The sequence below is a fragment of the Streptomyces sp. NPDC046465 genome, assembly GCF_040646035.1.
In the GTDB taxonomy this organism is placed as follows: domain Bacteria; phylum Actinomycetota; class Actinomycetes; order Streptomycetales; family Streptomycetaceae; genus Streptomyces.
This window is the reverse complement of the sequence record NZ_JBEYZK010000004.1, coordinates 261,163-284,150: the sequence shown is the minus strand read 5'-3', so window position 1 is coordinate 284,150 and position 22,988 is coordinate 261,163. Positions and strand designations below refer to the sequence as shown.

At 70.8% G+C, this 22,988-nt stretch carries 20 protein-coding genes and 1 pseudogene; 6 read left to right on the top strand and 15 right to left on the bottom strand.

The window, feature by feature from the left end; translation table 11 throughout:
- The first annotated feature begins 48 nt into the window (after positions 1-48).
- Positions 49-1,104 (top strand): M23 family metallopeptidase, encoded by a 1,056-nt coding sequence (locus ABZ953_RS08845; RefSeq protein WP_361718974.1) that lies wholly within the window; start codon positions 49-51, stop codon positions 1,102-1,104.
- 59 nt (positions 1,105-1,163) lie between these two features.
- Here ABZ953_RS08845 and ABZ953_RS08840 read toward each other — a convergent pair whose 3' ends face one another.
- Positions 1,164-1,997 carry a Cof-type HAD-IIB family hydrolase gene (locus ABZ953_RS08840; RefSeq protein ID WP_361719266.1) on the bottom strand — a complete coding sequence of 278 codons (834 nt, stop codon included), beginning with the start codon at positions 1,995-1,997 and terminating at the stop codon, positions 1,164-1,166.
- 223 nt (positions 1,998-2,220) lie between these two features.
- Between ABZ953_RS08840 and ABZ953_RS08835 the strand changes: the two genes are divergently transcribed.
- On the top strand, positions 2,221-3,132 hold the full coding sequence (locus ABZ953_RS08835) for an LLM class flavin-dependent oxidoreductase (RefSeq protein WP_361718971.1): 912 nt from the start codon (positions 2,221-2,223) through the stop codon (positions 3,130-3,132).
- 15 nt (positions 3,133-3,147) lie between these two features.
- Here ABZ953_RS08835 and ABZ953_RS08830 read toward each other — a convergent pair.
- The 5 genes and pseudogenes from ABZ953_RS08830 to ABZ953_RS08810 form a co-directional block, all read right to left on the bottom strand.
- Positions 3,148-3,480, bottom strand: a pseudogene (locus ABZ953_RS08830) (RNA 2'-phosphotransferase); the annotation flags it as partial.
- A 149-nt stretch (positions 3,481-3,629) separates the two neighbouring features.
- Complete coding sequence (locus ABZ953_RS08825) at positions 3,630-4,604, bottom strand: MerR family transcriptional regulator (RefSeq protein ID WP_361718968.1); 975 nt, start codon at positions 4,602-4,604, stop codon at positions 3,630-3,632.
- A 17-nt stretch (positions 4,605-4,621) separates the two neighbouring features.
- Positions 4,622-5,590, bottom strand: coding sequence for a metal-dependent hydrolase (locus tag ABZ953_RS08820; protein ID WP_361718965.1), 969 nt, complete (start codon positions 5,588-5,590; stop codon positions 4,622-4,624).
- Complete coding sequence (locus ABZ953_RS08815; RefSeq protein ID WP_361718962.1) at positions 5,587-7,404, bottom strand: SDR family oxidoreductase; 1,818 nt, start codon at positions 7,402-7,404, stop codon at positions 5,587-5,589. The genes ABZ953_RS08820 and ABZ953_RS08815 overlap by 4 nt, the downstream gene beginning before the upstream one ends.
- Positions 7,401-8,252 (bottom strand): M24 family metallopeptidase, encoded by an 852-nt coding sequence (locus tag ABZ953_RS08810; RefSeq protein ID WP_361718959.1) that lies wholly within the window; start codon positions 8,250-8,252, stop codon positions 7,401-7,403. The genes ABZ953_RS08815 and ABZ953_RS08810 overlap by 4 nt, the downstream gene beginning before the upstream one ends.
- Positions 8,253-8,512: 260 nt before the next feature.
- Here ABZ953_RS08810 and ABZ953_RS08805 point away from each other — a divergent pair, with 260 nt between their 5' ends.
- From ABZ953_RS08805 to ABZ953_RS08790, 4 genes are read left to right on the top strand one after another with little or no spacing between them, the layout of a single operon-like run.
- Positions 8,513-9,577, top strand: coding sequence for an ATP-binding cassette domain-containing protein (locus ABZ953_RS08805; RefSeq protein ID WP_361719263.1), 1,065 nt, complete (start codon positions 8,513-8,515; stop codon positions 9,575-9,577).
- The gene (locus ABZ953_RS08800) at positions 9,574-10,455 is read left to right on the top strand and encodes an ABC transporter permease subunit (protein WP_361718956.1); all 882 of its coding nucleotides are present in this window, start codon (positions 9,574-9,576) and stop codon (positions 10,453-10,455) included. Before ABZ953_RS08805 ends, ABZ953_RS08800 begins: the two co-directional genes overlap by 4 nt.
- The gene (locus ABZ953_RS08795) at positions 10,455-11,366 is read left to right on the top strand and encodes an ABC transporter ATP-binding protein (RefSeq protein WP_361718953.1); all 912 of its coding nucleotides are present in this window, start codon (positions 10,455-10,457) and stop codon (positions 11,364-11,366) included. The genes ABZ953_RS08800 and ABZ953_RS08795 overlap by 1 nt, the downstream gene beginning before the upstream one ends.
- Before the next feature lie 11 nt (positions 11,367-11,377).
- Complete coding sequence (locus ABZ953_RS08790; RefSeq protein ID WP_361718950.1) at positions 11,378-12,097, top strand: ABC transporter permease; 720 nt, start codon at positions 11,378-11,380, stop codon at positions 12,095-12,097.
- Positions 12,098-12,461: 364 nt separating this feature from the next.
- On the opposite strand, the gene ABZ953_RS08785 is transcribed toward ABZ953_RS08790, so the two are convergent.
- The 9 genes from ABZ953_RS08785 to ABZ953_RS08745 form a co-directional block, all read right to left on the bottom strand.
- Positions 12,462-13,286 carry an HAD family hydrolase gene (locus tag ABZ953_RS08785; RefSeq protein WP_361718947.1) on the bottom strand — a complete coding sequence of 275 codons (825 nt, stop codon included), beginning with the start codon at positions 13,284-13,286 and terminating at the stop codon, positions 12,462-12,464.
- The gene (serS, locus tag ABZ953_RS08780; RefSeq protein WP_361718943.1) at positions 13,283-14,572 is read right to left on the bottom strand and encodes a serine--tRNA ligase; all 1,290 of its coding nucleotides are present in this window, start codon (positions 14,570-14,572) and stop codon (positions 13,283-13,285) included. The genes ABZ953_RS08785 and serS overlap by 4 nt, the downstream gene beginning before the upstream one ends.
- Positions 14,573-15,244: 672 nt before the next feature.
- Positions 15,245-16,180, bottom strand: a complete 936-nt coding sequence (pheA, locus tag ABZ953_RS08775) for a prephenate dehydratase (RefSeq protein WP_361718940.1) — start codon at positions 16,178-16,180, stop codon at positions 15,245-15,247.
- Between the two features lie 164 nt (positions 16,181-16,344).
- On the bottom strand, positions 16,345-17,589 hold the full coding sequence (gene efeB, locus ABZ953_RS08770) for an iron uptake transporter deferrochelatase/peroxidase subunit (RefSeq protein WP_361718937.1): 1,245 nt from the start codon (positions 17,587-17,589) through the stop codon (positions 16,345-16,347).
- An 11-nt stretch (positions 17,590-17,600) separates the two neighbouring features.
- Positions 17,601-19,667 carry a copper resistance protein CopC gene (locus tag ABZ953_RS08765; protein WP_361718934.1) on the bottom strand — a complete coding sequence of 689 codons (2,067 nt, stop codon included), beginning with the start codon at positions 19,665-19,667 and terminating at the stop codon, positions 17,601-17,603.
- Between the two features lie 14 nt (positions 19,668-19,681).
- Positions 19,682-20,197 (bottom strand): copper chaperone PCu(A)C, encoded by a 516-nt coding sequence (locus ABZ953_RS08760; protein ID WP_361718931.1) that lies wholly within the window; start codon positions 20,195-20,197, stop codon positions 19,682-19,684.
- Entirely contained in the window at positions 20,194-20,895 is a 702-nt protein-coding gene (locus ABZ953_RS08755) for an SCO family protein (protein ID WP_361718928.1), read from the bottom strand. Before ABZ953_RS08755 ends, ABZ953_RS08760 begins: the two co-directional genes overlap by 4 nt.
- 100 nt (positions 20,896-20,995) lie before the next feature.
- Entirely contained in the window at positions 20,996-21,718 is a 723-nt protein-coding gene (locus ABZ953_RS08750; RefSeq protein ID WP_361718925.1) for a YcnI family protein, read from the bottom strand.
- A 148-nt stretch (positions 21,719-21,866) separates the two neighbouring features.
- On the bottom strand, positions 21,867-22,781 hold the full coding sequence (locus ABZ953_RS08745; RefSeq protein WP_361718922.1) for a hypothetical protein: 915 nt from the start codon (positions 22,779-22,781) through the stop codon (positions 21,867-21,869).
- Between the last annotated feature and the right edge of the window lie 207 nt (positions 22,782-22,988).

Below are 22,988 nucleotides of genomic sequence, written 5' to 3'. Positions count from 1 at the left end.
ACGAGTGGCACAGGGACCGCGCCGCCGCGGCGGGCAACGATCCGGGGCATGGTCCTGATCCGCAGCCGTCCGCGCCCGTTCGTCAGTGTGCCGGCGCTGCCGGTGCTGTTGTGCGCGCTGCTCTGGGCCATGCCTCCCACCGCCGCCCACGCCTCCGAGGGGCCGGGCACGAGCGCTGACGTGGCGCGGCTCTACAGAGAGGCCTCCACGGCAACCGCACGCTACGAAGAGGTGCATCGGGCGGCCGGCATCCAGAAGGTGAAGGTCCGGAAACTGGGCCGGCTCCTCGCCGAGGAGCGGCACGAGGCGAAGGCGCTCCACGGCGACCTGGGCCGACTGGCCAGCGCCCAGTACCGCAGTGGCGGCGGCCTGCCCTACACCGCCCAGTTGCTCCTCGCGGACAGCCCCGACGACCTGGTGCGCGGGGAGCAGGCGTTCCGGCAGGCGGACCTCGCCGTCAACAGTGTCGTCGCCAAGACTCGGCGGGCGGCGGTCGCCCTCGCCGTCGCCAAGCGCGAGGCGGCCCGCGCCAAGCGTGTCCTGGAGCGGCGCAACGTGCGCCTGGCGCAGCTCAAGCGGGACATCAGACGGAAGCTGGAGACGGCGCGGTGGACCCTGCAGGGCGAGGCCGACCGGTCGGTCGCCGCGGGGAAGTGCCGCGGGGCGGTCCGGCTCGACCAGCCGAGGAGACCCGTCACGCGCGCGTGGGTGGCGCCCGTGGCGTCGTACGAGCTCTCGGCGGGCTTCGACAGCGCCGGTGAGCACTGGGCGCACCGGCACACCGGGCAGGACTTCGCGGTCGGCATCGGGGCGCCCGTGCGGTCGGTCGGTGCGGGCCGAGTGGAGAGCGTGTCGTGCGGCGGGGGCTTCGGCATCGAGGTCGTGGTGCGGCACAAGGGCGGGCACTTCACGCAGTACGCGCACCTCGCGGCCGTCACCGTCGAACGAGGGGACCGGGTGCGTCCCGGCCAGTGGGTCGGGCAGGCCGGTACGACCGGCAACTCGACCGGACCGCACCTGCACTTCGAGGCGCGGCGCACACCGCATCAGGGGTCGGCGGTCGACCCGCTGAAGTGGCTGGCCAAGCGGGGCGTCAGGCTCTGAACCGCGCGGGGGCTCGCTACCTGTTGCCCGTTGCCCCTTCTCCGTTATGCGTTTCTCCGTTATGCGTTACGCAGCCTCTCCTGGAGGATCCGTTCGATCACGACCGCGACGCCGTCGTCGTTGTTGGCGACGGTGCGCTCGGAGGCCGCGGCGACGACGTCGGGGTGGGCGTTGCCCATCGCGTACGACGTGCCCGCCCAGGCGAGCATCTCGATGTCGTTGGGCATGTCTCCGAAGGCGACGACTTCCTGCGGGGTGATGCCGCGCTCGGCGCAGCACAGCTCCAGGGTGCTGGCCTTGGAGACGCCGGGTCCGCTGATCTCCAGGAGGGCGCTGGGACTGGAGCGGGTGACCGTGGCCCGGTCGCCGATGGCCGCGCGGGCGAGCACCAGGAACTCGTCGGGGGCAAGGCCGGGGTGGAAGGCCAGCACCTTCAGTACGGGCTGGTCGGCGGCGGCGGAGTCCGCCGGGTGCTCGGCGAGCAGCTTCTCGGCGGGTGCGACGCTTTCGCCGGGCTCCATGTGCAGCGGCGGGTACGTCTCCTCGTGGTGCAGTCCGCCGGTCCGCTCGATCGCGAAGGACGTGCCCGGCGCGGCGGCGCGCAGTCGGCGCACGACATCGAGGGCGCACTCCCGCTGCAGCGCGCGGGTCTTGACGAAGCTGTGGGTGCCGGGGCCGCCGTGCAGGTCGACCACTGCGGCGCCGTTGCCGCAGATGGCGAGGCCGTGGCCGTGGACGTGGGCGCTGACGACGTCCATCCAGCGGGCCGGACGGCCGGTCACGAAGAAGACCTCGATACCGGCCTTTTCGGCGGCCGCCAGCGCCGCGACGGTGCGGTCCGAGACCGTCTTGTCGTCGCGCAGCAGCGTGCCGTCGAGGTCCGTCGCGATCAGCCGGGGCCGCGGGCGCGGTCGCGGCCCGGCCGGGGCGCCGGTTGCCGAAGCGGTGGCTGCCGGGGCGTCGGGGGCCGGGCGCTGGGGCCCTGGGGTAGCTGAGGTCACACGGCCGATTGTCCCGCACCTGTGTGCACGGGCGTGCGCTGGGGCGCACATCTGAGTGCCCTGGGGCCCCTGGGCAGGACCGGCGGCACGCGGGCGTCACCGTAAGCTCTGTGACATGAGTCTGCGCCTGAGCACCGTGATTCTTCCCGTCCGTCGCTGGCACGAGGGCGCCCGCGACCAGTGGCTGCGGGCCGAGGAGCTCGGCTTCCACGCGGCGTACACGTACGACCACCTGGCCTGGCGCACCTTCCGCGACGGTCCGTGGTTCGGTGCTCTGCCCACGCTGACCGCCGCCGCGGCGGCCACCGAGCGGCTGCGCCTCGGGACGCTCGTCACGTCGCCCAACTTCCGGCACCCGGTGACGCTCGCCAAGGAACTCATCTCGCTCGACGACATCTCCGGCGGCCGGATCACGCTCGGCATCGGCGCGGGCGGCAACGGCTTCGACGCCACGACGCTGCTGAAGAGCGGCGAGGAGCCCTGGACCCCGCGTGAGCGCGCCGACCGGTTCGGGGAGTTCGTGCCGCTGCTCGACCGGCTCCTCACCGAGGACTCGGTGACGTACGAGGGGGCCTTCTACTCGGCGACCGAGGCCCGCAACATCCCGGGGTGCGTGCAGCGGCCCCGGCTGCCCTTCGCCGTGGCGGCCACCGGCCCGCGCGGTCTGAAGCTCGCTGCCCGGCACGGGCAGGCGTGGGTGACCACGGGGGACCCGAAGCTGTTCGAGGCGGGCACGCCTGAGCAGTCCCGCGAGGCGCTCGCTGGGCAGATCGAGAAGCTCGGCAAGGCGTGCGCGGAGATCGGCCGGGACACGGCGGAGCTGGACAAGGTCCTGCTGACCGGCTTCACGCCGGACCGCAGCCGCCCCTTGCGGTCCGTCGACGCCTTCGTGGACTTCGCGGGCCGTCACCAGGAGCTGGGCTTCACGGAGATCGTCGTCCACTGGCCGATCCCCGGCTCCGACTTCGCCGCGGACGAGTCGGTGTTCGAGAAGATCGCCACGGAGGCGGTCCGCCAGCTGGGCTGAGTCCCCCCGCTCGGTTCAGTGCGGCCCTGGAAACCGCAGGCAGCCGGGCGGTACGGCGGCCGTGAGCCAGACGCCGTTGGCGCTGACCTGGAACACATGGCCGTCGCGGTGCATCCTGCCCGCGTCGACGGACAGGACGACGGGCCGTCCGCGACGGGCGCCGACGTGTGTCGCCGTCTCGCGGTCGGCCGAGAGGTGCACGGCGTGCCGGTTCATGGGGCGCAGCCCTTCGGCGCGGATCGCGGCCAGGTGGGCGGCGATGGTGCCGTGGTAGAGGTACGCGGGCGGCGTCGCAGGGGGCAGATCGAGGTCGACGGCCACGGAGTGGCCCTGGCTGGCGCGGATCTTTCGTTCATGCCTTCAGCGTCGCGGTGATCCGTTCTCCGCGCACTCGATTTTTGTCCACCCACTTTTCATCGATGTATTTCGGTCCGAAGGTTTGATCCACAGCCAAGTCGGGTTATCCACAGGCTAGTTGATAATTCTGTGGATAACTCTTAGGTGTGAGGCGGCATTTGGTCAAGTTGCTGTGTATTGTGCGGACTTGCGGCTAGTGCGTCCAATGTCCTTGTCTGCACCTCGCGTTCGGCGGCAGCCGCGATGAACGCCGCCGCGTTCTCCTCGCCAACCAGAGCCTGCACGGCACGCATTGTGGACATCGGCAGCGCGACGCTCCGCGGCTCATCGGGGGCCTGGGCGCGCTGGCCGGGTTCCAGGTGCTGACGGAGGTGGCGCGTCGCGAACAGGCGCATCGCGCGGGCCAGTTCGGCGTCCACCGACTGCTGGGCGAGCGGCCGGAGCCTTCGTACCAGCGAAGCCGCTTCCGCCGCGTCCGACTCGGTCGGCGGGTGCGGACCGAGATAGCGCGCGAACACGTGCTCGGTCGTGAACTCCAGGAAACGGGACGCTATGTGCTCGACCTGGCCCCTCAACTCCCGCAAATGGCCCGAGATCGCCGGAAGCGGCACACCCGCCGCATACAACTCCACCGCCACCGACAGCTCTTGAGGGCTCGGCACCAGGAACTCGTCCTCGCGCCCCGGCATCGGTTCGAGCACGCCGAGGGCGACCGCGTCGGCCACCGCCGCCTCGTCGGGCGTACCGCCGAAGGCCGCGTCGAGCTCGGCGCGCGTGATCCGGTCGGCCTTCTCGTCCGTCCACGGGCCGTCGACCTCCGCGGCCAGTCCGAGCACCCCACCGAGCCCCCGGCCCGCGTCCCAGGCCTCCAAGAGCTCCTTGATGGAGGCCAGCGTGTACCCGCGGTCGAGCAGGTCCGCGATCTGCCGCAGCCGGGCCAGATGCGCGTCCCCGTACACATTGGACCGGCCGCGCCGCTCCGGGCGGGGGAGCAGCCCGCGGTCCTGATAGGCGCGGATCGTACGGACCGTCGCGCCGCTGTGGTGCGCCAGATCCTCGATGCGGTACTCCGGGCGGTGTTCCGCCCGGTGCTCTGTGGGCTCCGTGTACGCCACGCTCCCCGCCCTTCGTATTACCTCGTGCCAGACCCTGGGCGGTGGACGCCCGGACCTTGGATCGCCGCCCTGCCGATCGCGCCCGCCGCGGCCCGCGCCGCGGGCGACTGCGCCAGATATGCGACGGCCTTGCGCAACGAGCCTTCCTGCGAGGGATGGTACGACCGCCGCAGGTAGCGCGGTATCGCCGTCCCTATCTCGCCCCAGGTGGGCAGCAGGCCCTTGCCGACCGCCCGGTTGTGCTCCGCCAGTGAGTACCGCAGGCGGCCCGCGAGTTGGGGGTCGTGGCGGATCAGATAGGCCGTGCCCCACATCCACAGGTACAGCAGCACCGGCGCCGTGACCGTCATGCCCGCGATCCGGCGGGCATACCGGGGAAGGCCCCGGCCGCCGCAGTGCTGGTACATGTCGAAGGCGACCGCGCGGTGCTCGACCTCCTCCGCGCCGTGCCACCGCAGCAGGTCGAGCATCACCTCGTCGGAACCGGCGCGGTCGAGGCCCTCGGCGTGCAGGACCCAGTTGCCCAGGACCGCTGTGAACTGCTCGATCGCGGCGACGATCGAAAGGCGGAACCGCAGCCACTCCTGTGTCGGCACCGGCGCGCCGAACGGCGGCCGCTCGCCGAGGAGTTTCTCGAAGAGGAAGTCGACGTACTTGGTGAAGGCGGCGGTGTCGAGGCGCTGCGCCGCCAGGTGGTCGAGCACATGCGCGTGCTGCACGCTGTGCGTGGCCTCCTGGCCCATGAACCCCTTGACGTCACTGCGCAGCACCGGGTCGGTGATCAGCGGCAGGCCTTCCTTGAAGACCTTCACGAACCACCGCTCCCCCGCCGGGAGCAGCAGGTGCAGGACATTGATGACGTGGGTGGCGGTCGGCTCGTCCGGTATCCAGTGCAGCGGTGTCCCGTCCCAGTCGAACGAGACCCGGCGCGGAACGATCGTGTAGTGCTCCTCGGTCCGTGTCCGCGGATCGGTCTCCTTGCTCACAGCGGCGGCTCCAATCGGGCTATCGCACGCAGGGCCTTCGGGCTGAACCGGGACAGGAGGCGGGCGCCACGGGCCTCGGGGGTGACCGGGACCACCGCCCGGTTCTTGACGACGGCGTCCAGGATCGCGTCGGCGACCTTCTCCGGCGGGTAGTTGCGCATGCCGTAGAGCCGGGCGGACTTCTTCTGGCGGCGCTTCTCCTCGTCGGCCTCGACACCGACGAAGCGGGACGTCGCCGTGATGTTCGTGTTCACGATGCCCGGGCAGATCGCGGAGACGCCGATGCCCTGGCCCGCGAGCTCCGCGCGCAGGCACTCGCTGAGCATCAGGACGGCCGCCTTGGAGGTGCTGTAGGCGGGCAGGGTCCGGGAGGGCTGGTACGCCGCGGCGGAGGCGGTGTTGACGATGTGGCCGCCCTGGCCGCGCTCGGCCATCTGCTTGCCGAAGAGCCGGCAGCCGTGGATCACACCCCACAGATTGACGTCGAGGACCTTCTTCCAGTCCTCGCTGCTGGTGTCGAGGAAGGAGCCCGCGAGGCCGATGCCGGCGTTGTTCACCAGGACGTCCACCACGCCGTACTCCGTGGCGACCCGTTCGGCGAGCTTCTCCATGGCCTGCTCGTCGGTGACGTCGACCGTCTCCCCCCAGGCGGCCGGGGCGCCTATCAGGCGGGCCATCTCCGCCGTACGGGCCGCGCTCTCGGCGTCCCGGTCGACGGCCACCACGCGTGCGCCCGCCTCGGCGAACGCGAAGGCGGCGGCCCGTCCGATGCCGCTGCCCGCACCGGTGACCAGCACGAGCTGACCGCCGAACCGGTCGGCGTGCCTGCCGGTCGCGCCGCTGTCGTTGACGGGCATGCCATCCTCGTTCGTCGTGACGAATTCGCCGATCCAAGCGGCCAGTTGGTCGGGCCGGGTGCGCGGCACCCAGTGCTTGGCCGGCAGGGTGCGGCGGATCAGCTGCGGGGCCCACAGCTCCAGCTCGTCGTAGAGCCGCTCGGACAGGAAGATGTCTCCGGAGGGCGTGATGAGCTGCACGGGCGCGTGGGCATACGCGTCGGTGCGGGGCCTGCGCAGCCGCGCGCGGACGTTGTCGCGGTAGAGCCAGGCGCCGTGCGCGGCGTCCTGAGGCAGCGACGACGTCGGATAGTCGCCGGCCGGGACCTTCTCCAGGCGCTGGAGGATCTTCGGCCACTGCTTGGCGAGCGGGCCGCGCCAGGCGAGCTCGGGGAGCACGGGGGTGTGCAGCATGTACACGTACCAGGACTTGGCGCCCTGGCCGAGCAGTTGGCCCACCTTGCGGGGGGTGGGCCGGGACACGCGCTGCTTGATCCAGTGGCCGAAGTGGTCGAGCGAGGGACCCGACATCGAGGTGAAGGACGCGATGCGGCCCTCGGTGCGCTTCACGGTGACGAACTCCCAGGACTGCACCGAGCCCCAGTCGTGCCCGACCACGTGCACCGGCCTGTCCGGGCTGACCGCGTCGACGACCGCCATGAAGTCGTCGGTCAGCTTCTCCAGGGTGAAGCCGCCGCGCAACGGCTGCGGGGCGGTCGACCTGCCGTGCCCGCGGACGTCGTACAGCACGACGTGGAAGCGGTCGGCGAGGCGCTCGGCAACCTCGCTCCACACCTCCTTGGAGTCCGGATAGCCGTGCACCAGCAGGACCGTGGGCCGGTCGGCTTCGCCCAGCTCGGCGACGCACAGCTCCACGCCGCCCGTGCGCACCCATCGCTCGCGCGCGCCCTTCAGAATCCCGCCGGTGCCCGCGCCGACACCCACGCCGGTGTCCTTGCCGATGTCTCCGGTCGTCATGCGGCGGCCCTCTCCTCAGCCCAGCGCCGCACATGCGGCAGATCGTCGTCCAGCCAGAACGCGCTCTCCTCGGGGTCCTTGGAGTCGGTGACGACCAGGATCTCCTCGAACTTCGCGCCCGTACCCCTGAATCCGAGGTGCGGTTCGACCGCCCACAGCCCCTTCTGGGGCGGGTGGTCGGAGAACTTGTACGGGGACCACAGCGGCGACCAGCCGTCCCGGTGGCCGTGGATCGCGTCGCTCGCGAGACCCTTCAGCGACTGCGTGCCGAACCCGAAGACATGCGGGGTCAGCCGGCGCTCCTTGACCCGGTCGACCTTGTGCGCGATGACGCCGAACGGATAGGCGCGGTGACGGTTGGCATAGCCCTGGCGGACCATGAGCCGGTCGACGTCCTCATAGATCTCCCGGAGCGGGCGGCGCTCGCGCACCTCGCGCAGGAGCAGCTCGCGGTGCGCCTCCAGGTCGGCGAGGAGCTTGTCGTGCACGGGGTTCAGACCGAGGCAGCCGGAATAGCCGATGTCGGCGGTGAAGCCCTTGTACACCGGCGCCATGTCAAGGATGAAGGGCATCCCCGGCTCCAGCTTGCGGTTGGTCGGGAAGAACTGCAGGGGGACCCGGAAGTTCACGAACGCCGTGCGGTCCCCGAACCAGGCGAAGGGCAGGTGGAACCAGTCCCGCACACCCCGCTCGCGCAGCCACTCGCGCTGCATCCGCGCCGCCCCGCGCTCCGTCACACCCGGCTTGAGCTGGGCCGCGACCGCCTCCGCGCATTCATACGCGAGGGTCTGCACTTCTCTGAACCCCCGCAGTTCCGCGGAGAGCTCGCCTGCCACTGCTGAGGTCATGCCACCGTCCGTCCCGAGTCCGGTCCATCCCGTGTCCGGTCCATCGCCGTACGCGGTCGTAACTTGACACTGATGAATGTGACAATGCCCGGCGGCTACGTCAAGAGTTCTGCCCAACCCTGCGGGACACGTCCGGAAGAACCCGTAGGGATCGACTTCCGGACGACCCCTACGGGCCCGTAATACTCCAGAGTGAGGTCAGGGCAAGCCCATGGACTGACGACCCGTATGGTCCGCGCCACTAGCGTCGAAGCGTGACTGTGATCGCGACCGAAAGCCTGAGCAAGCGGTTCCCGAGGGTGACCGCGCTTGACCGGCTCTCCATGGATATCGGGCCCGGTGTGACCGGCCTCGTCGGAGCCAACGGAGCCGGCAAGTCCACTCTGATCAAGATCCTGCTGGGTCTGTCCCCCGCCACGGAGGGCCGCGCCGCCGTGCTCGGCCTCGACGTCGCCACGAGCGGCGGTGAGATCCGCGAACGCGTGGGATACATGCCCGAGCACGACTGTCTGCCGCCCGACGTCTCGGCGACCGAGTTCGTCGTCCACATGGCGCGCATGTCCGGACTCCCACCCACCGCGGCCCGCGAGCGCACCGCGGACACCCTGCGCCACGTCGGGCTCTACGAAGAGCGGTACCGCCCCATCGGCGGCTACTCGACCGGCATGAAGCAGCGCGTGAAGCTCGCGCAGGCCCTCGTCCACGACCCCCAACTAGTCCTCCTCGACGAGCCGACGAACGGCCTCGACCCGGTCGGCCGCGACGAGATGCTCGGCCTGATCCGCCGCGTCCACACCGACTTCGGCATCTCGGTCCTGGTCACCTCGCACCTCCTCGGCGAGCTGGAGCGCACCTGCGACCACGTCGTCGTCATCGACGGCGGCAAGCTCCTGCGGTCCAGCTCCACCACCGACTTCACCCAGGCCACCACGACGCTCGCCGTCGAGGTCACCGACACCGACGAGCACCCCGACGGCACCCGCGCCCTGCGCGACGCGCTGCGGGACCGCGGCATCGGCACCGAGACCGGCGGCGAACTGCCCGGCGCGGGACACACGATCCTGCTCACCGCCGACGGCGAGGAGACGTACGACATCGTGCGCGACCTCGTCGCCGACCTCGGCCTCGGCCTGGTCCGGATGGAACAGCGCAGGCACCACATCGCGGAGGTCTTCAAGGACGAGCCGCAGCAGCCGCGGCAGGAGCCCGTGACCGAGCCCGTGACCGAGCCCGTGACCGAGCCCGTGACCGAGCCCGTGACCGAGCGCGCGGCCGCCCGGTCGGCCACCGCTGCCGCACAGCAGAAGGAGGGAGGGGCGCGATGAGCACCGAGTCCACCCGGATCCACAACATCGGATACCGCAACTACGAAGGACCGCGCCTCGGCCGTTCCTACGCCCGCCGCTCGCTCTTCTCCCAGAGCCTGCGCGGCGCGTACGGACTCGGGCGCTCCGCCAAGTCCAAGGTCCTGCCCATGATCCTGTTCGCGGTCATGTGCCTGCCCGCGGCGATCATGGTGGCGGTCGCCGTCGCCACGAAGGCCGACGACCTCCCCGTCGACTACACCCGCTACGCGATCGTGCTCCAGGCCGTCATCAGCCTCTTCCTGGCGGCCCAGGCCCCGCAGACCGTGTCGCGCGACCTGCGCTTCAAGACGGTGCCCCTCTACTTCTCGCGTCCCATCGAACGCGGCGACTACGTACTGGCGAAGTTCGCCGCGATGTCCTGCGCCCTCTTCGTCCTCACCGCCGCGCCGCTCCTCGTGCTCTACGTGGGCGCGCTGCTCGCCAAACTCGACTTCGCCGACCAGACGGCAGGGTTCGCCCAAGGCCTGGTCTCCGTAGCGGTGCTCTGCCTGCTCTTCTCCGGCATCGCGCTGATCATCTCGGCGGTCACGCCCCGCCGCGGCTTCGGCATCGCCGCCGTCATCGCCGTCCTGACCATCACCTACGGAGCGGTGTCCACGGTCCAGGCGATCGCCTTCGAGCAGGGCAGCAGCGGAGCCATCGCCTGGCTCGGCCTCTTCTCGCCGATCACGCTCGTCGACGGCGTACAGACCGCCTTCCTCGGCGCGACGTCCGCCTTCCCCGGAGGGGAAGGCCCGTCGTCCGGCGTGGGCGTCGTCTACGTAGTAGTCGTTCTCGGCCTCATCGCGGGCTGCTACGGCGCACTGATGCGCCGCTACCGGAAGGTCGGCCTCTAATGACCACCATCAGCATCGACCACACGTCGCGCTGGTTCGGCAACGTGGTGGCGGTCAACGACATCACCATGAACATCGGCCCGGGAGTCACGGGGCTCCTCGGTCCGAACGGCGCGGGCAAATCGACCCTCATCAACATGATGGGCGGCTTCCTCGCCCCCTCCACGGGCAGCGTCACCCTCGACGGGAAGCCGATCTGGCGCAACGAGGCGATCTACCGGGACATCGGCATCGTCCCCGAGCGCGAGGGCATGTACGACTTCCTCACGGGCCGCGAATTCGTCGTCGCCAACGCCGAGTTGCACGGCCTGGACGAGCGGGCCGCCAAGAAGGCGCTCGCCACCGTCCAGATGGAGTACGCGCAGGACCGCAAGATCTCCACGTACTCCAAGGGCATGCGCCAGCGCGTGAAGATGGCCTCCGCCCTGGTCCACGACCCGTCCGTGCTGCTGCTCGACGAGCCCTTCAACGGCATGGACCCACGCCAGCGCATGCAGCTCATGGAGCTCCTGCGGACCATGGGCGACCAGGGCCGCACGGTCCTGTTCTCCTCGCACATCCTCGAAGAGGTCGAGCAACTGGCCTCGCACATCGAGGTGATCGTCGCCGGACGGCACGCGGCCAGTGGTGACTTCCGCAGGATCCGCCGCCTGATGACCGACCGCCCGCACCGCTATCTGATCCGTTCCAGCGACGACCGCACCCTGGCCGCCGCCCTGATCGCTGACCCGTCGACGGCCGGCATCGAAGTCGACCTCAAGGAGGGCGCGTTGCGTATCCAGGCGGTCGACTTCGGGCGGTTCACGGCGCTGCTGCCCCGGGTCGCCCGCGAACACGGCATCCGGCTCCTGACGGTCTCGCCATCGGACGAGTCCCTCGAGTCGGTCTTCTCCTACCTCGTCGCGGCCTGAAGGGAGTCACCGTGTACAACCCCACTGTCGCCCGGCTCACCTACCGGGCCCTGCTCGGCAAGCGCCGGGCTCTGATCCTCTTCGCCCTGCCCCTCCTCCTGATCGTCATCTCTGCGGCGGTACGGGGCTTCAGCGGCGCCGACGACCAAGTGGCCGTCGACGTCCTCGGCGGCTTCGCGCTCGCCACGATGGTGCCGATCATCGGCGTCATCGCGGGCACCGGCGCGATCGGCCCCGAGATCGACGACGGCTCCGTCGTCTACCTGCTGTCCAAGCCGGTCAAGCGGCCCACGATCATCTTCACCAAGCTGATCGTCGCCATCGCCGTGACCATGGCCTTCTCCGCGATCCCCACGTTCATCGCGGGGATGATCCTGAACGGCAACGGCCAGCAGATCGCCATCGCGTACACGATCGCCGCGCTCGTCGCGTCCGTCACGTACGCCGCGATCTTCCTGCTCCTCGGCACGATCACCCGGCACGCCGTGGTCTTCGGCCTCGTCTACGCCCTCGTGTGGGAGGCGCTGTTCGGATCGCTGGTCTCCGGAGCACGCACGCTCAGCGTGCAGCAGTGGTCCCTCGCGGTGGCTCAGAAGGTCGGTCACGGCGACCTGATCACCTCGGACGTCGGCCTGCCGGCCGCGACGGTCCTGCTGGTCGCCGTCACGGCGCTCGCCACCTGGTACGCGGGGCAGAAGCTGCGCTCGCTGACGCTGGCCGGTGAGGAGTGACCCGGTGCGAGGCGGCCCGGCCCGGGGGCGGCCCGGTCCGGGCCGCCCTCGATTTATTCGGTTCAAGTGACCCGATTTATTCGGTGGCGGTGAATTCGGGTCGAGGGCAAAGTAGTTGACGTCACCGCAACGGGAAACCGGTGCGGTAACCGTCCGGGAGAGGAGCCGACGTACCCGTCAAACGGTCCGTCGAGTTCCCGGCAGGGCAGCGTGCGGCAGGCTCCGATGTGGTCACCCACTTCGTAGAGTCCCGCTTCACGGGGGAGCTGCCCGGGGGCGGCCGCTTCGAGCGCGCGGGGTCCGCATCGCTGCGCGGGCCGCCCCTCCCCCCGGTGCGTCGGCCGGGGCGGGTTCAGGCAGGCTCTCAGCCCAGCAGCCGCTCGAGCACCACCGCGATGCCGTCCGCCTCGTTCGACGCCGTCACCTCGTCAGCGACCATCTTCAGCTCGTCGTGGGCGTTGGCCATGGCCACGCCGTGTGCCGCCCAGCCGAACATGGGGATGTCGTTCGGCATGTCGCCGAACGCGATCGTGTCCGCAGCCTTCGCGCCGAGCCGGCGCGCCGCCAGGGAGAGGCCAGTGGCCTTGGAGAGGCCGAGCGGGAGGAGTTCGACTATGCCCTCGCCCGCCATGGTCACGCCGACCAGGTCACCCGCCACGTCGCGCGCCACCTCGGTCAGCGCGTCGTCACCGAGGCCGGGGTGCTGGATGTACACCTTGTTCAGCGGGGCCGCCCACAGGTCGGCGACGTCCGTGAAGGGGACGGCCGGGAGCGGGCCGTCCTGGACCCCGTACCCCGGGCCGACGATCACCTCGCCGTCGATGCCGTCGCGGCTCGCGGCCAGGAAGAGGGGGCCGACCTCCGCCTCGATCTTGGCGAGCGCGAGCCCCGCGAGCTGCCGGTCGAGCGTCACCGAGGTGAGCAGCCGGTGCTCCCCCGCGTGGTAGACCTGCGCGCCCTGGCCGCACACCGCGAGCCCCTCGTAACCGAGGTCGTCGAGGATGTGGCGGGTCCAGGGCACCGCACGGCCGGTGACGATGATGTGCGCCGCGCCCGCCGCGGTGGCCGCGGTGAGCGCCTGGCGCGTACGTCCCGAAACCGTGTCGTCGGAGCGCAGCAGCGTCCCGTCGAGGTCGGTCGCGACCAGCTTGTACGGGAAGGAGGGCGGGACCGGGGCAGGGTGACTCACTTGGCGATGGGCTCCAGAATCTCTCGTCCCCCCAGGTACGGGCGCAGGACCTCGGGCACCACCACGGAGCCGTCGGCCTGCTGGTGGTTCTCCAGGATGGCCACGATGGTCCGCGGCACGGCGCACAGCGTGCCGTTCAGGGTGGCGAGGGGCTGGAGGGCCTTCTTGCCGTCGCGGTTCTCGCGCATGCGGATCGACAGGCGGCGGGCCTGGAAGCCGTCGCAGTTCGAGGCGGAGGTCAGCTCGCGGTACTTGCCCTGGGTGGGGATCCACGCCTCGCAGTCGTACTTGCGCGAGGCCGAGGAGCCGAGGTCACCGGTGGCCACGTCGATCACCTGGAACGGCAGGCCGAGGCCGGTCAGCCACTGCTTCTCCCACTCCAGGAGGCGCTTGTGCTCGTTCTCGGCGTCGGCCGGGTCGACGTACGAGAACATCTCGACCTTGTCGAACTGGTGGACGCGGAAGATGCCGCGGGTGTCCTTGCCGTACGTGCCGGCCTCGCGGCGGTAGCAGGGCGAGAAGCCCGCGTACCGCAGGGGCAGCTTGTCGGCGTCGATGATCTCGTCCATGTGGTACGCCGCGAGCGCGACCTCGGAGGTGCCGACGAGGTAGTAGTCGTCCTTCTCCAGGTGGTACACGTTCTCCGCGGCCTGGCCGAGGAAGCCGGTGCCCTCCATGGCGCGCGGGCGGACCAGGGACGGGGTCAGCATCGGGATGAAGCCGGCCTCGGTCGCCTGCGCGATGGCGGCGTTGACCAGGGCCAGTTCGAGCAGGGCGCCGACACCGGTGAGGTAGTAGAAGCGCGAGCCGGAGACCTTCGCGCCGCGCTCGACGTCGATGGCGCCGAGCAGCTCGCCGAGCTCCAGGTGGTCCTTGGGCTCGAAGCCCTCGGCGGCGAAGTCGCGCGGGGTGCCGATGGTGTCGAGGACGACGAAGTCCTCCTCGCCGCCGACCGGGACGTCCGGATGGACGATGTTGCCCAGCTGCTGCAGGAGCCGCTTGGTCTCGTCGTCCGCCTCGTCCTGTGCGGCGTTCGCGGCCTTGACCGCGGCGGAGAGCTCGCCGGCCTTCTTGAGAAGCTCCTGCTTCTCCTCGGGCGCGGCCTTGGGGATCAGCTTGCCGAGCGCCTTCTGCTCGGAGCGGAGCTCGTCGAAGCGGAGGCCGGACGACCTGCGCCGCTCGTCGGCGGAGAGCAGGGCGTCGACGAGCGCGACGTCCTCTCCACGGGCGCGCTGGGAGGCGCGAACACGGTCGGGGTCCTCACGGAGCAGGCGAAGGTCAATCACCCCTCAAGGCTACCGTCGTGCGGTTCCGGCCTACGAATCGATATTCCACGGTGTGCGTTATGTCTGTTTTGCCGGAATGTAAATTCCCGGGGCCGGTCGCCCGCCCGGCTGAGTCGATCTGGGTCAATAAAAAGGGCACCATTCCCCGAAATGGGGCAGAGCGTGTCCGTCGCCTTGACCGGAACCCCTTGTGGGAGGCGGGACTTGGGCCGCCTGTCCACTGTGGTTGTCCACAGGAATCAGCGACTCCGGACGGTTATCCACAGCCTGTGCGAAAGATCTGTGGATGCCGGAAGGAGGCGTTCCGAAAGCCTCGCGCGGGACGAAAGGTTCTCTTCCCAAACCACGCGCACACCCACTTTCGAGTGGAAATACCTCACTCCAAAGAGTTGATCAATAGAAAAGAGTGGACGAGGGGTGACGTGGCGGACCGTGAAAGGACTTGGGGGCTGTGGGCCGATTTGTCGACCATGTCGTGCTTCGTTGTCGACTTGTCCCCAGGTCGAGACGCGCGCCTGTGGATAACTTCTGTGGACAACGTAAATCTGCAGGTAGGACTGCGGTAGGACTGCGGGGAGCAGGCAAGGGATAGCCACAGGGCAGGCAGAAGGGCCGCAGAAAAGCGGCTGACGGGGCTACGGAGAGCGGTCCGAAGCGACCTGTCGCGCGTGGCTAGAAACGGCCGTCCTGGCAGCGTGCCAGCCAGTCCGACGCCGCCATGAACTCGCTGTCGGTGGTGCCGGGCCGCTGCGGCCGGACATCCTCCGTCGCCACTCCGGCGCGCGGATACGAGCCGAGGAAGCGCACCTGCGGGCAGATCCGCTTGAGACCCATCAGCGCCTCACCGACCCGGCGGTCCGTGATGTGGCCCTCGGCGTCCACCGAGAAGCAGTAGTTGCCGATGCCCTGGCCCGTCGGCCGCGATTCGATCCGCATCAGGTTGACGCCGCGCACGGCGAATTCCTGCAGCAGTTCGAGCAGGGCGCCGGGGTGGTCGTCGCCCAGCCAGATGACGACGGAGGTCTTGTCGGCGCCGGTCGGCGCGGCGGGGCGGGCCGGGCGGCCGACCAGGACGAAGCGCGTCTCGGCGTTGGCCGCGTCGTGGATCTCGCTGACCAGCGGTTCGAGGCCGTACGTCGCCGCGGCGAACTCGCCCGCGAAGGCGGCGTCGAAACGGCCCTCCTGGACGAGGCGGGCGCCGTCCGCGTTCGAGGCCGCCGACTCCCACACGGCGTCCGGCAGGTGCGCGGCCAGCCAGTTGCGGACCTGCGGCTGGGCCACGGGGTGACCGGTGACCGTCTTGATGTCCTTGAGCTTCGTGCCGGGCCGCACCAGGAGTGCGAACGCGATCGGCAGGACGACCTCGCGGTAGATCATCAGGGGCTCGCCCTTGGCGAGCTCGTCGACGGTGGTGGTGACGCCGCCCTCGACGGAGTTCTCGATCGGTACGAGGGCGGCCGCCGCCTCGCCGCTGCGGACCGCGTCAAGCGTGGCCGGCACGGAGACCATGGGGACGAGCTCCCTGGTGGCCGCCTCGGGCAGCGTGCGGAGGGCCGCCTCGGTGAAGGTGCCTTCGGGGCCCAGGTACGTATAGCGCGTCGCCGACATACCGTCACCCTAATGGGCCCGACGTGGCACGGCTCACGCGTCTCACAGAGCGGCGCCCGCCGCACGTACGGGCGTACGAAGAAGACGTACGCCCCCGTGTAGCCCCCGCGAACCGCGGTCACGCCTCCAACAAGCCCCGGCTCACGCCTCCAGCAAGCCCCGGCTCACGCCTCCAGCAGCCGCTGCCCCACGTACTCGCCCTTCGCCGCACCGCCCGGCACCGCGAAGAGCCCGCTCGCCTCGTGCCGGATGAAGTCCGACAGGGCGTCGCCCCGGTCGAGCTTGCGCTGCACCGGAATGAAGCCGGTCATCGGGTCCGCCTGCCAGCAGACGAAGAGCAGACCCGCGTCGGGCTCACCCTTGGCGTCGAAGCCGTCGTGGTACGAGAACGGGCGCCGCAGCATCGCGGCGCCGCCGTTCTGGTCGGGCCGCGTGATGCGGGCGTGCGCGTTGACCGGGATGACGACCTTGCCGTCCGGGCCCGTCTTGTCGAGCTTCGGCTCGGTCGTCTCCGTGCCGCCGGTCAGCGGCGAGCCGTCCGACTTGTGCCGCCCGATGACCGCCTCCTGCTCCGTCAGGCCGAGCTTCTCCCAGTCGTCGAGGAGCATGCGGATGCGGCGCACGACGACGTAGGAGCCGCCCGCCATCCACGCCGGATCCCCATCCTCCGGAACGAAGACGCGCCGGTCGAAGTCCTTCTCCGACGGCTTGGGATTGTTCGAGCCGTCGATCTGGCCCATCAGGTTGCGCGTGGTCAGCGGGCGGGCGGTGGCGCCCGGCGAACGGTTGAACCCGTTCATCTGCCAGCGGACCTTCGCCGTGCCCGCCGCCTCCCGCTGGAGCGCGCGCAGCGCGTGGAAGGCGACCAGCGGGTCGTTCGCGCCGATCTGCACCCACAGGTCGCCGTTGCTGCGCGCCTTGTCGAGGCGGTCCGAGGAGAAGTCGGGCAGCGGGTTCAGGGCATCCGGACGCTGCTTCCGCAGGCCCGTGCGGGAGAAGAAGGAGGCACCGAAACCGAAGGTGACGGAGAGCGAGGACGGACCCGCGTCGCGGGCGACCGCCGTGTCCTCGCCGTCGGCCGGCTTGCCCGCCATCAGCCGTTCGGCCGCCGCCGACCAGCGGCGCAGCAGGGCCGCCGCCTCCTTGCGGCCCGCGCCCGCCGCCAGGTCGAAGGCGGCCAGATGGCCGCGGGACTGCATGGGCGTGGTGATGCCGGGCTGATGTTTCCCGTGAAACATCACCTCGTCCGTGCCGAGGCTCGCCAGGGCGGACGACGAGCCCGCCGGGGCGGACCCGTCCGACGCGGGCGCCGCGGCGTATCCGGCGGCGCCACCCGCCGCGCCGAGCGCGAGACCGGTCGCGCCCGCGGTGCCGAGCAGCCGTCGCCTCGAAATGCCGTTGTCCGCCATGGTGGTTCCGTTCAGCCGATCTGCGCGTTCTTCTTCACGGTGATCTGGTCGATGTCGGAGGTCCGCACCGTCACCGCGATCTGCCAATTTCCTGCCATCGGGATCTGCACGCCGTTCGCGCTCCAGTGTCCGGTGGCGATGTGGTCGGGCTTGACGGGCAGCGGCCCGACGTCCTTCGACTTGAGGGTGAAGGAGAGCTTCACCTCGGGGACGTCGAAGGCGCTGCCGTTGGGGCGCTTCGCGTACACGTGCAGGGCGTTGCTGCCGCTGCGGCCCGGGTCGAGGTCCAGCTGCACGGTGCCCTTGCCGTCGGTGCCGCCCGTGTCGAAGGGCACCTTGAGGCTGAGCGGGCCCGAGCGCTGTGCCGCCGCCGCCGATGTGGCGTTGGCGGCCTCCTCCTCGGTGCGGCCCGGCTCGGTGGTGGTGAGGATCGTCGTCACGGCGAGCAGCACGACGGCGACACCGGTCTCGGCGAGCACCGAGCGGCGCAGTCCTGAGCGGTGCGGGTCGGCGTCGCGGACGCGCTTCTCGCGGGCGGTGTCCATGGCGGCCTGCTGGCGCGCCAGTTGCGCGGAGCGCTTGGAGTCACCGCCCGAGCCGCCCGAGCCGCCTGAGCCGCCCGAGCCGCCTGAGCCGCCCGAGCCGCCTGAGCCGCCCGAGCCGCCTGAGCCGCCCGAGCCGCTCGCACCCTCGCCGGACGCGGGCACCGTGACCGGCTTCTTCTGCGCCTTCTTCTGCGGCTTCGTCGACGACTGCTTGCCGCGCTGCTCGACGACCACGGCGGCGGCCACCTCGGGGGCCGTGCCGCCCGCCTCGGCGGCGATGCGCCGGGTCCACCTGCGGGAGATGGAGGCGACGCCCACCAGGACGACGACCAGGCCGATCTTGACGAGGAGCAGCTGCCCGTACGACGTGCCGGTCAGCGCCGACCACGAACCGACCTGGCGCCACCCCTGATAGGTGCCGGTCGCGGCGAGGACGACGACGCTGGTGAACGCCACGGTCGAGAACCGCCGCACGGCCCGCGCGTCCACCGACGCCGTGCGGAACAGCGCGAGGCCCAGCGCCGCGAGCCCGCCGAGCCAGGTGGCGACGGCGAGCAGATGCAGCACGTCGACGGGCATCGCGATGCCTGCCTGGATGCCGGTCGAGGCGTGTTCGGCCATCGCCCAGGTCGCCGCGATGCCGAGGGCGACGACGGTGCCGCCGATGGCGAGCCCGAAGGTGAGGTCCTTCTTCTCGGCGGCCTCCTCGGGCCCGTCGCGCTTCACGTACGCGCCGAAGAGCACCGCGATGAACAGCGCGGCGGCGGCGAGGAGCAGCAGCCGGGAGACGAGGGCCGCACCCGTCTTGGTGTTGAGGACGTCGCCGAGCTTGCCCATGTCGAAGGCGTCACCGAGCTTGCCGGAGCCGGTGTAGGGGGCGCGCAGGAGCAGCAGGACGAGGGTGCAACCGGTGAGCGTGACCCAGCCGGACGTCACGAGCCGCTGCAGGGGCCGCACCGCGGCGCCGGGCGGCCAGCACCCGAGGATGAAGGCGGCGCCGCCGACGAGCACGATGAACCCGGCGTACGAGAAGTAGCGGGTGATGTCGTAGAGCAGGCCGACCAGACCGCCGCCTGCCTCCTGGTCGGGCAGCGCGACCTTGGTGTCGGAGGGCGCGCCGATGGAGAAGGTGAAGGCGCCGGAGACCGGGTGGCTGTCGGCGGAGACCACTTGGTAGGCGACGGTGAAGGTGCCGTCGGGCAGGCCCGGCCGCAGCTTCACGCCGTACGTGTTGGCGCCCAGGTCCGTCGCCTTGCCGTTGTCGGCGCGCTTGCCGGACGGGTCGAGCACCCGCACCGAGCCGTCCGACATGGCGACCTTCTCCGAGAAGGTGAGCTTCACCTGGGCGGGGGCCGACGCGACCACCGCTCCCTGCCTCGGGTCGCTGCCGGTCAGCGCGGCGTGCGCGGAGGCCGGCGCGGCCCCGGCGAGGAAGGCGCCGGTCGCGGCGAGGAGCACGAGGAGGAGCCGCCAGACGCGTGGGGCGGCGCTGGTCCGGGGGGCGACCCTGGAGCGGGGAGCGATGGTCTGCATCAACGGTCCGTCCCTCAGTGCGAGTTGTGTGACGTGTCGTGCTGCGCGGGCTTGTACGTCGCTTCCTTGACCGGCACCTCGATCGTGATCGGGTCCGACTTCTGGAAGTGCAGTGTCAGGGCGACCTTCTGGCCCTTCTCCGGCTTGCGCTTGAGCTTTTCGAGCATCAGGTGGTTGCCGCCGCTGGCGAAGTCCAGGTGGCCGTTGGCGGGCACGTCGAAGGACTTCTGCTCCTTCATCGTGCCGCCCTTGGTGCTGTGCAGCGTGATGGAGCCCGCGACGTCGCTGCTCGCGGAGGTGAGCTTGTCGGCGCCGCCCTTGTTCGTGAGCGTGAAGAAACCGGCCGCCATGTCGTCCATGGTGGGCTCGGGGATGTAGGCGCCGCCGACCTTGAGCTCGGGTGCCTTCGCGGAGGCCGGGCCGGACGCCTTGTCGGAGTCCGAGTCGCCGCAGCCCGCCAGGGTGAGTGCGGCGGCCAGCGCCACGGCTCCGCCGGTGAGCGCGCGGTGTCGGGTGGTGCGGTGGTTCACGGGTTCTGTCCCTTGAGGAGCTTGGGGAGGTCCTTGGCGTAGTCGTCCGCCGTGGCCTTGTCGTTGTAGATGACGTATCCCGCGTCGGTCTTCGGCGAGAAGGCGATGACCTGCGTGCCGTGCATCGAGACGATCTTGCCCTTCTTGTCCTTCTTGGACGGCTCGACGCTGATGGCGAGCTGATGGGCGCCTGCCTGGATGGTGGCGAAGTCACCGGTGAGACCGACGAAGTCGGCGTCCACGCCCTTGAGCCACTCGCCGAGCTCCGGGGGGGTGTCGCGCCCGGGGTCGGTGGTGACGAAGACGACCTTGAGCTTCTTCTGGTCGGCCTTGGACAGGGTCTTCTGCTTGGCGGCCGCGATGTTGTTCATCGTCAGCGGGCAGACGTCCGGGCAGTGCGTGTAGCCGAAGTAGATCAGCGTCGGCTTGCCCGCGGTCTCCTTGCGCAGGTCGTACTTCTTGCCGTGCGTGTCCTTGAGGACGAGGTCCGGCTTCTTGTACGGCTGGTCGAGGACTGTGGCGGCCTTGCCCGAATCGGTCTCTACGGAGACGTCGGCCGTCGACTTCTTGTCGTCACCGCTGCCGCAGGCGGTCAGCGTGAGAGCGGCCGCGGCCAGCAGGGCGGCCGCGGCGAGCTTCTTGCGGGTGCTCTTCCCGGCGCTCTGCGAGGGGTACGTGGAGTGGCTCTTCGAGCTCATCGTGCGCATACGAAAATGTCCCAGATGTGAGGGGGCCGGGGTGCACCGGGGCGGCTGTCTGCCGCGGCGGCGCACCCCGTGGGTGGCTCGATCCCGCGGCTCAGCCGGTGACGCGGCGGCGGCCCGCGAGCACGCCGAACGCGACGCCCGCGGCGCCGACGACGATGCCGACGATGCCGAGGACGCGGGCGGTGGTGTCGCTGCTGTCCGAGGAGTCGGAGGACGCGCTCTCGGTCTTGGCGGGCTTGTCGTCCGACGCGGTGTCACCGGCGGCGCCGTGGCCCTCGGAGGCGGCGGTCAGCTCGAGGGCGGGCGCCGGGTGCTCCGGCTCCTCCTGGCCCTTCTGCTGCGGCTCGATCCAGCGGACGACGTCCTTGTTGTCGTACGTCTGGATCGCCTTGAAGACGAGCTGGTCGGCGTCCTCGGGCAGCTGGCCCATGGAGACCGGGAACTTCTGGAAGGTGCCGGGCTGGATGCCCTTGCCGTCGGCGGTCCAGGTGACCTTGGAGACGGCCTCGTCGATCTTCTCGCCGTGGATCTCCAGCGGCTTGTCGAGCTTGCTCTTGGTGACCTTGACGGTCCAGCCGGGGATGGGCTGCGTCATGACGGAGGCCAGCGGGTGGTCGGTCGGGAAGGAGACCTCGAGCTTGTTGGTCGAGGCGTCGTCCATCTCGTTCGGCACCTTGAAGTTGACCGTGGCGTACCCGCCCTTGGCGGCCTCGCCCTCCGGGGAGACGCTGACGTGCGCGAACGCGGGCGCCGAGAGAACGAGGACGGCGGAGGCGGCGACGGTGCCGACGGCGGCGATACGGGACATCTTCATGACAGGAACACTCCACTTTCGTCAGTGGTGAGCGGTGTGCGACGCGTGGGTCGCCTACCGGTGCTGAATACGAGGGGTGAGCGCGGCCGGTCGGGCACGCGCGCGGCGCCGGGCGACCCCTCCGTACAGCGGTGTGGAGTGTGTCGCCTCAGGCGGCGAGTTCGATGTCGCGGAGCCCCGCCGGTGGGCCGCGCCTGATCACGGTGTCCTCGAGCGCGACGGTGCGCGGCTTCGGCAGCGCGAGCCGAGCGGTGCGCGGAGTCCGCGGCCCGGTCGTCTCGGGCGCGCCGGGCAGCCCCGCCCGCAGGGCGCGTACGAGGGTGAGCGCCGAACGCAGCGAACGTACGAGCGCCCCTTCGGCGACCCCCTGCGCCCCGTCGGCGAGCCGGACGAGGCGGAGCAGCGCGACGTCGCCGCGGCGCAGCAGCCAGCCGGCGGCCAGGGCGGCGAGGACGTGGGCGATGAGCATGGGCACGGAGGGCAGGAGCGACATGGCGCCCATCGACCCCATCGAGCTCATGGACCCTCCGGCCCCCGGCGCGCCCGCCACGGAGTCAAGGGCGGTGCCCGCGGCCGCGGCGGCGGACCTGCCGTGCCCGTGTCCTGCGGAGTGGGCCGCTCCGGAGCCGCCCGTGCCGCCGGGGCCGAGCCCCGCGGTGGTGAGGATCCGGTGGGCCTGCGCGGGCGTGATCGTCGCCGCGCCCGCCCCGCAGACCAGGCGCGCGGCCCGTTCCACCAGGGTGCCGTCACCGTCACGAGTGACGGTGACGGAGACGGCGGTGGCGCCGTGCTGGCCGAGGCCGAACAGGGCGTGCAGGCCGAGCTGTCCCACCGCGAGCAGCGCGGCGATGCCGGGCAGCGAACGGGCCCGTCCGGCGAGCGGCAGCGCGACGGCGAGCACGAGGAGGAAGGCCGGACCCAGCGTCCACAGCGGGACGCCCGCGCAGGAAGCGAGCACATGGCCCCCGGCGGACAGCACGACGCAGACCGCGGCGAATGTCGCGGCCCTGAGCAGCCGGAGATCGGCTCCGTCGCACGGCTGGCGCTGGTGGGGGGCAGTCATGGCGGGGCCATCATCGCACTGGGCCCACCCGGTGCGTACGGCAGGTCCGGAAGGTCCTGTTCCAGGGTGTTGGGGGCTTCTGCGGCCGGTCGGACGGGTTCGCGGGCCGGGCCGGGAGGGTTCCGGTGCCGCCGTCCTACACCGGGTGGCGGGGGGCGCGCATCCGCCGTATGGGCGGTATCACGTCGGGCGGGCGCTTAGCCGTGA

Bases quoted from the DNA above. Each gene is read 5' to 3' on its own strand.
- ABZ953_RS08845 (WP_361718974.1), top strand. From the start codon at position 49: ATGGTCCTGATCCGCAGCCGTCCGCGCCCGTTCGTCAGTGTGCCGGCG.
- ABZ953_RS08835 (WP_361718971.1), top strand. From the start codon at position 2,221: ATGAGTCTGCGCCTGAGCACCGTGATTCTTCCCGTCCGTCGCTGGCAC.
- ABZ953_RS08815 (WP_361718962.1), bottom strand. From the start codon at position 7,404: ATGACGACCGGAGACATCGGCAAGGACACCGGCGTGGGTGTCGGCGCG.
- ABZ953_RS08810 (WP_361718959.1), bottom strand. From the start codon at position 8,252: ATGACCTCAGCAGTGGCAGGCGAGCTCTCCGCGGAACTGCGGGGGTTC.
- ABZ953_RS08800 (WP_361718956.1), top strand. From the start codon at position 9,574: ATGAGCACCGAGTCCACCCGGATCCACAACATCGGATACCGCAACTAC.
- ABZ953_RS08795 (WP_361718953.1), top strand. From the start codon at position 10,455: ATGACCACCATCAGCATCGACCACACGTCGCGCTGGTTCGGCAACGTG.
- pheA (WP_361718940.1), bottom strand. From the start codon at position 16,180: ATGTCGGCGACGCGCTATACGTACCTGGGCCCCGAAGGCACCTTCACC.
- efeB (WP_361718937.1), bottom strand. From the start codon at position 17,589: ATGGCGGACAACGGCATTTCGAGGCGACGGCTGCTCGGCACCGCGGGC.
- ABZ953_RS08765 (WP_361718934.1), bottom strand. From the start codon at position 19,667: ATGCAGACCATCGCTCCCCGCTCCAGGGTCGCCCCCCGGACCAGCGCC.
- ABZ953_RS08755 (WP_361718928.1), bottom strand. From the start codon at position 20,895: ATGAGCTCGAAGAGCCACTCCACGTACCCCTCGCAGAGCGCCGGGAAG.
- ABZ953_RS08750 (WP_361718925.1), bottom strand. From the start codon at position 21,718: ATGAAGATGTCCCGTATCGCCGCCGTCGGCACCGTCGCCGCCTCCGCC.
- ABZ953_RS08745 (WP_361718922.1), bottom strand. From the start codon at position 22,781: ATGACTGCCCCCCACCAGCGCCAGCCGTGCGACGGAGCCGATCTCCGG.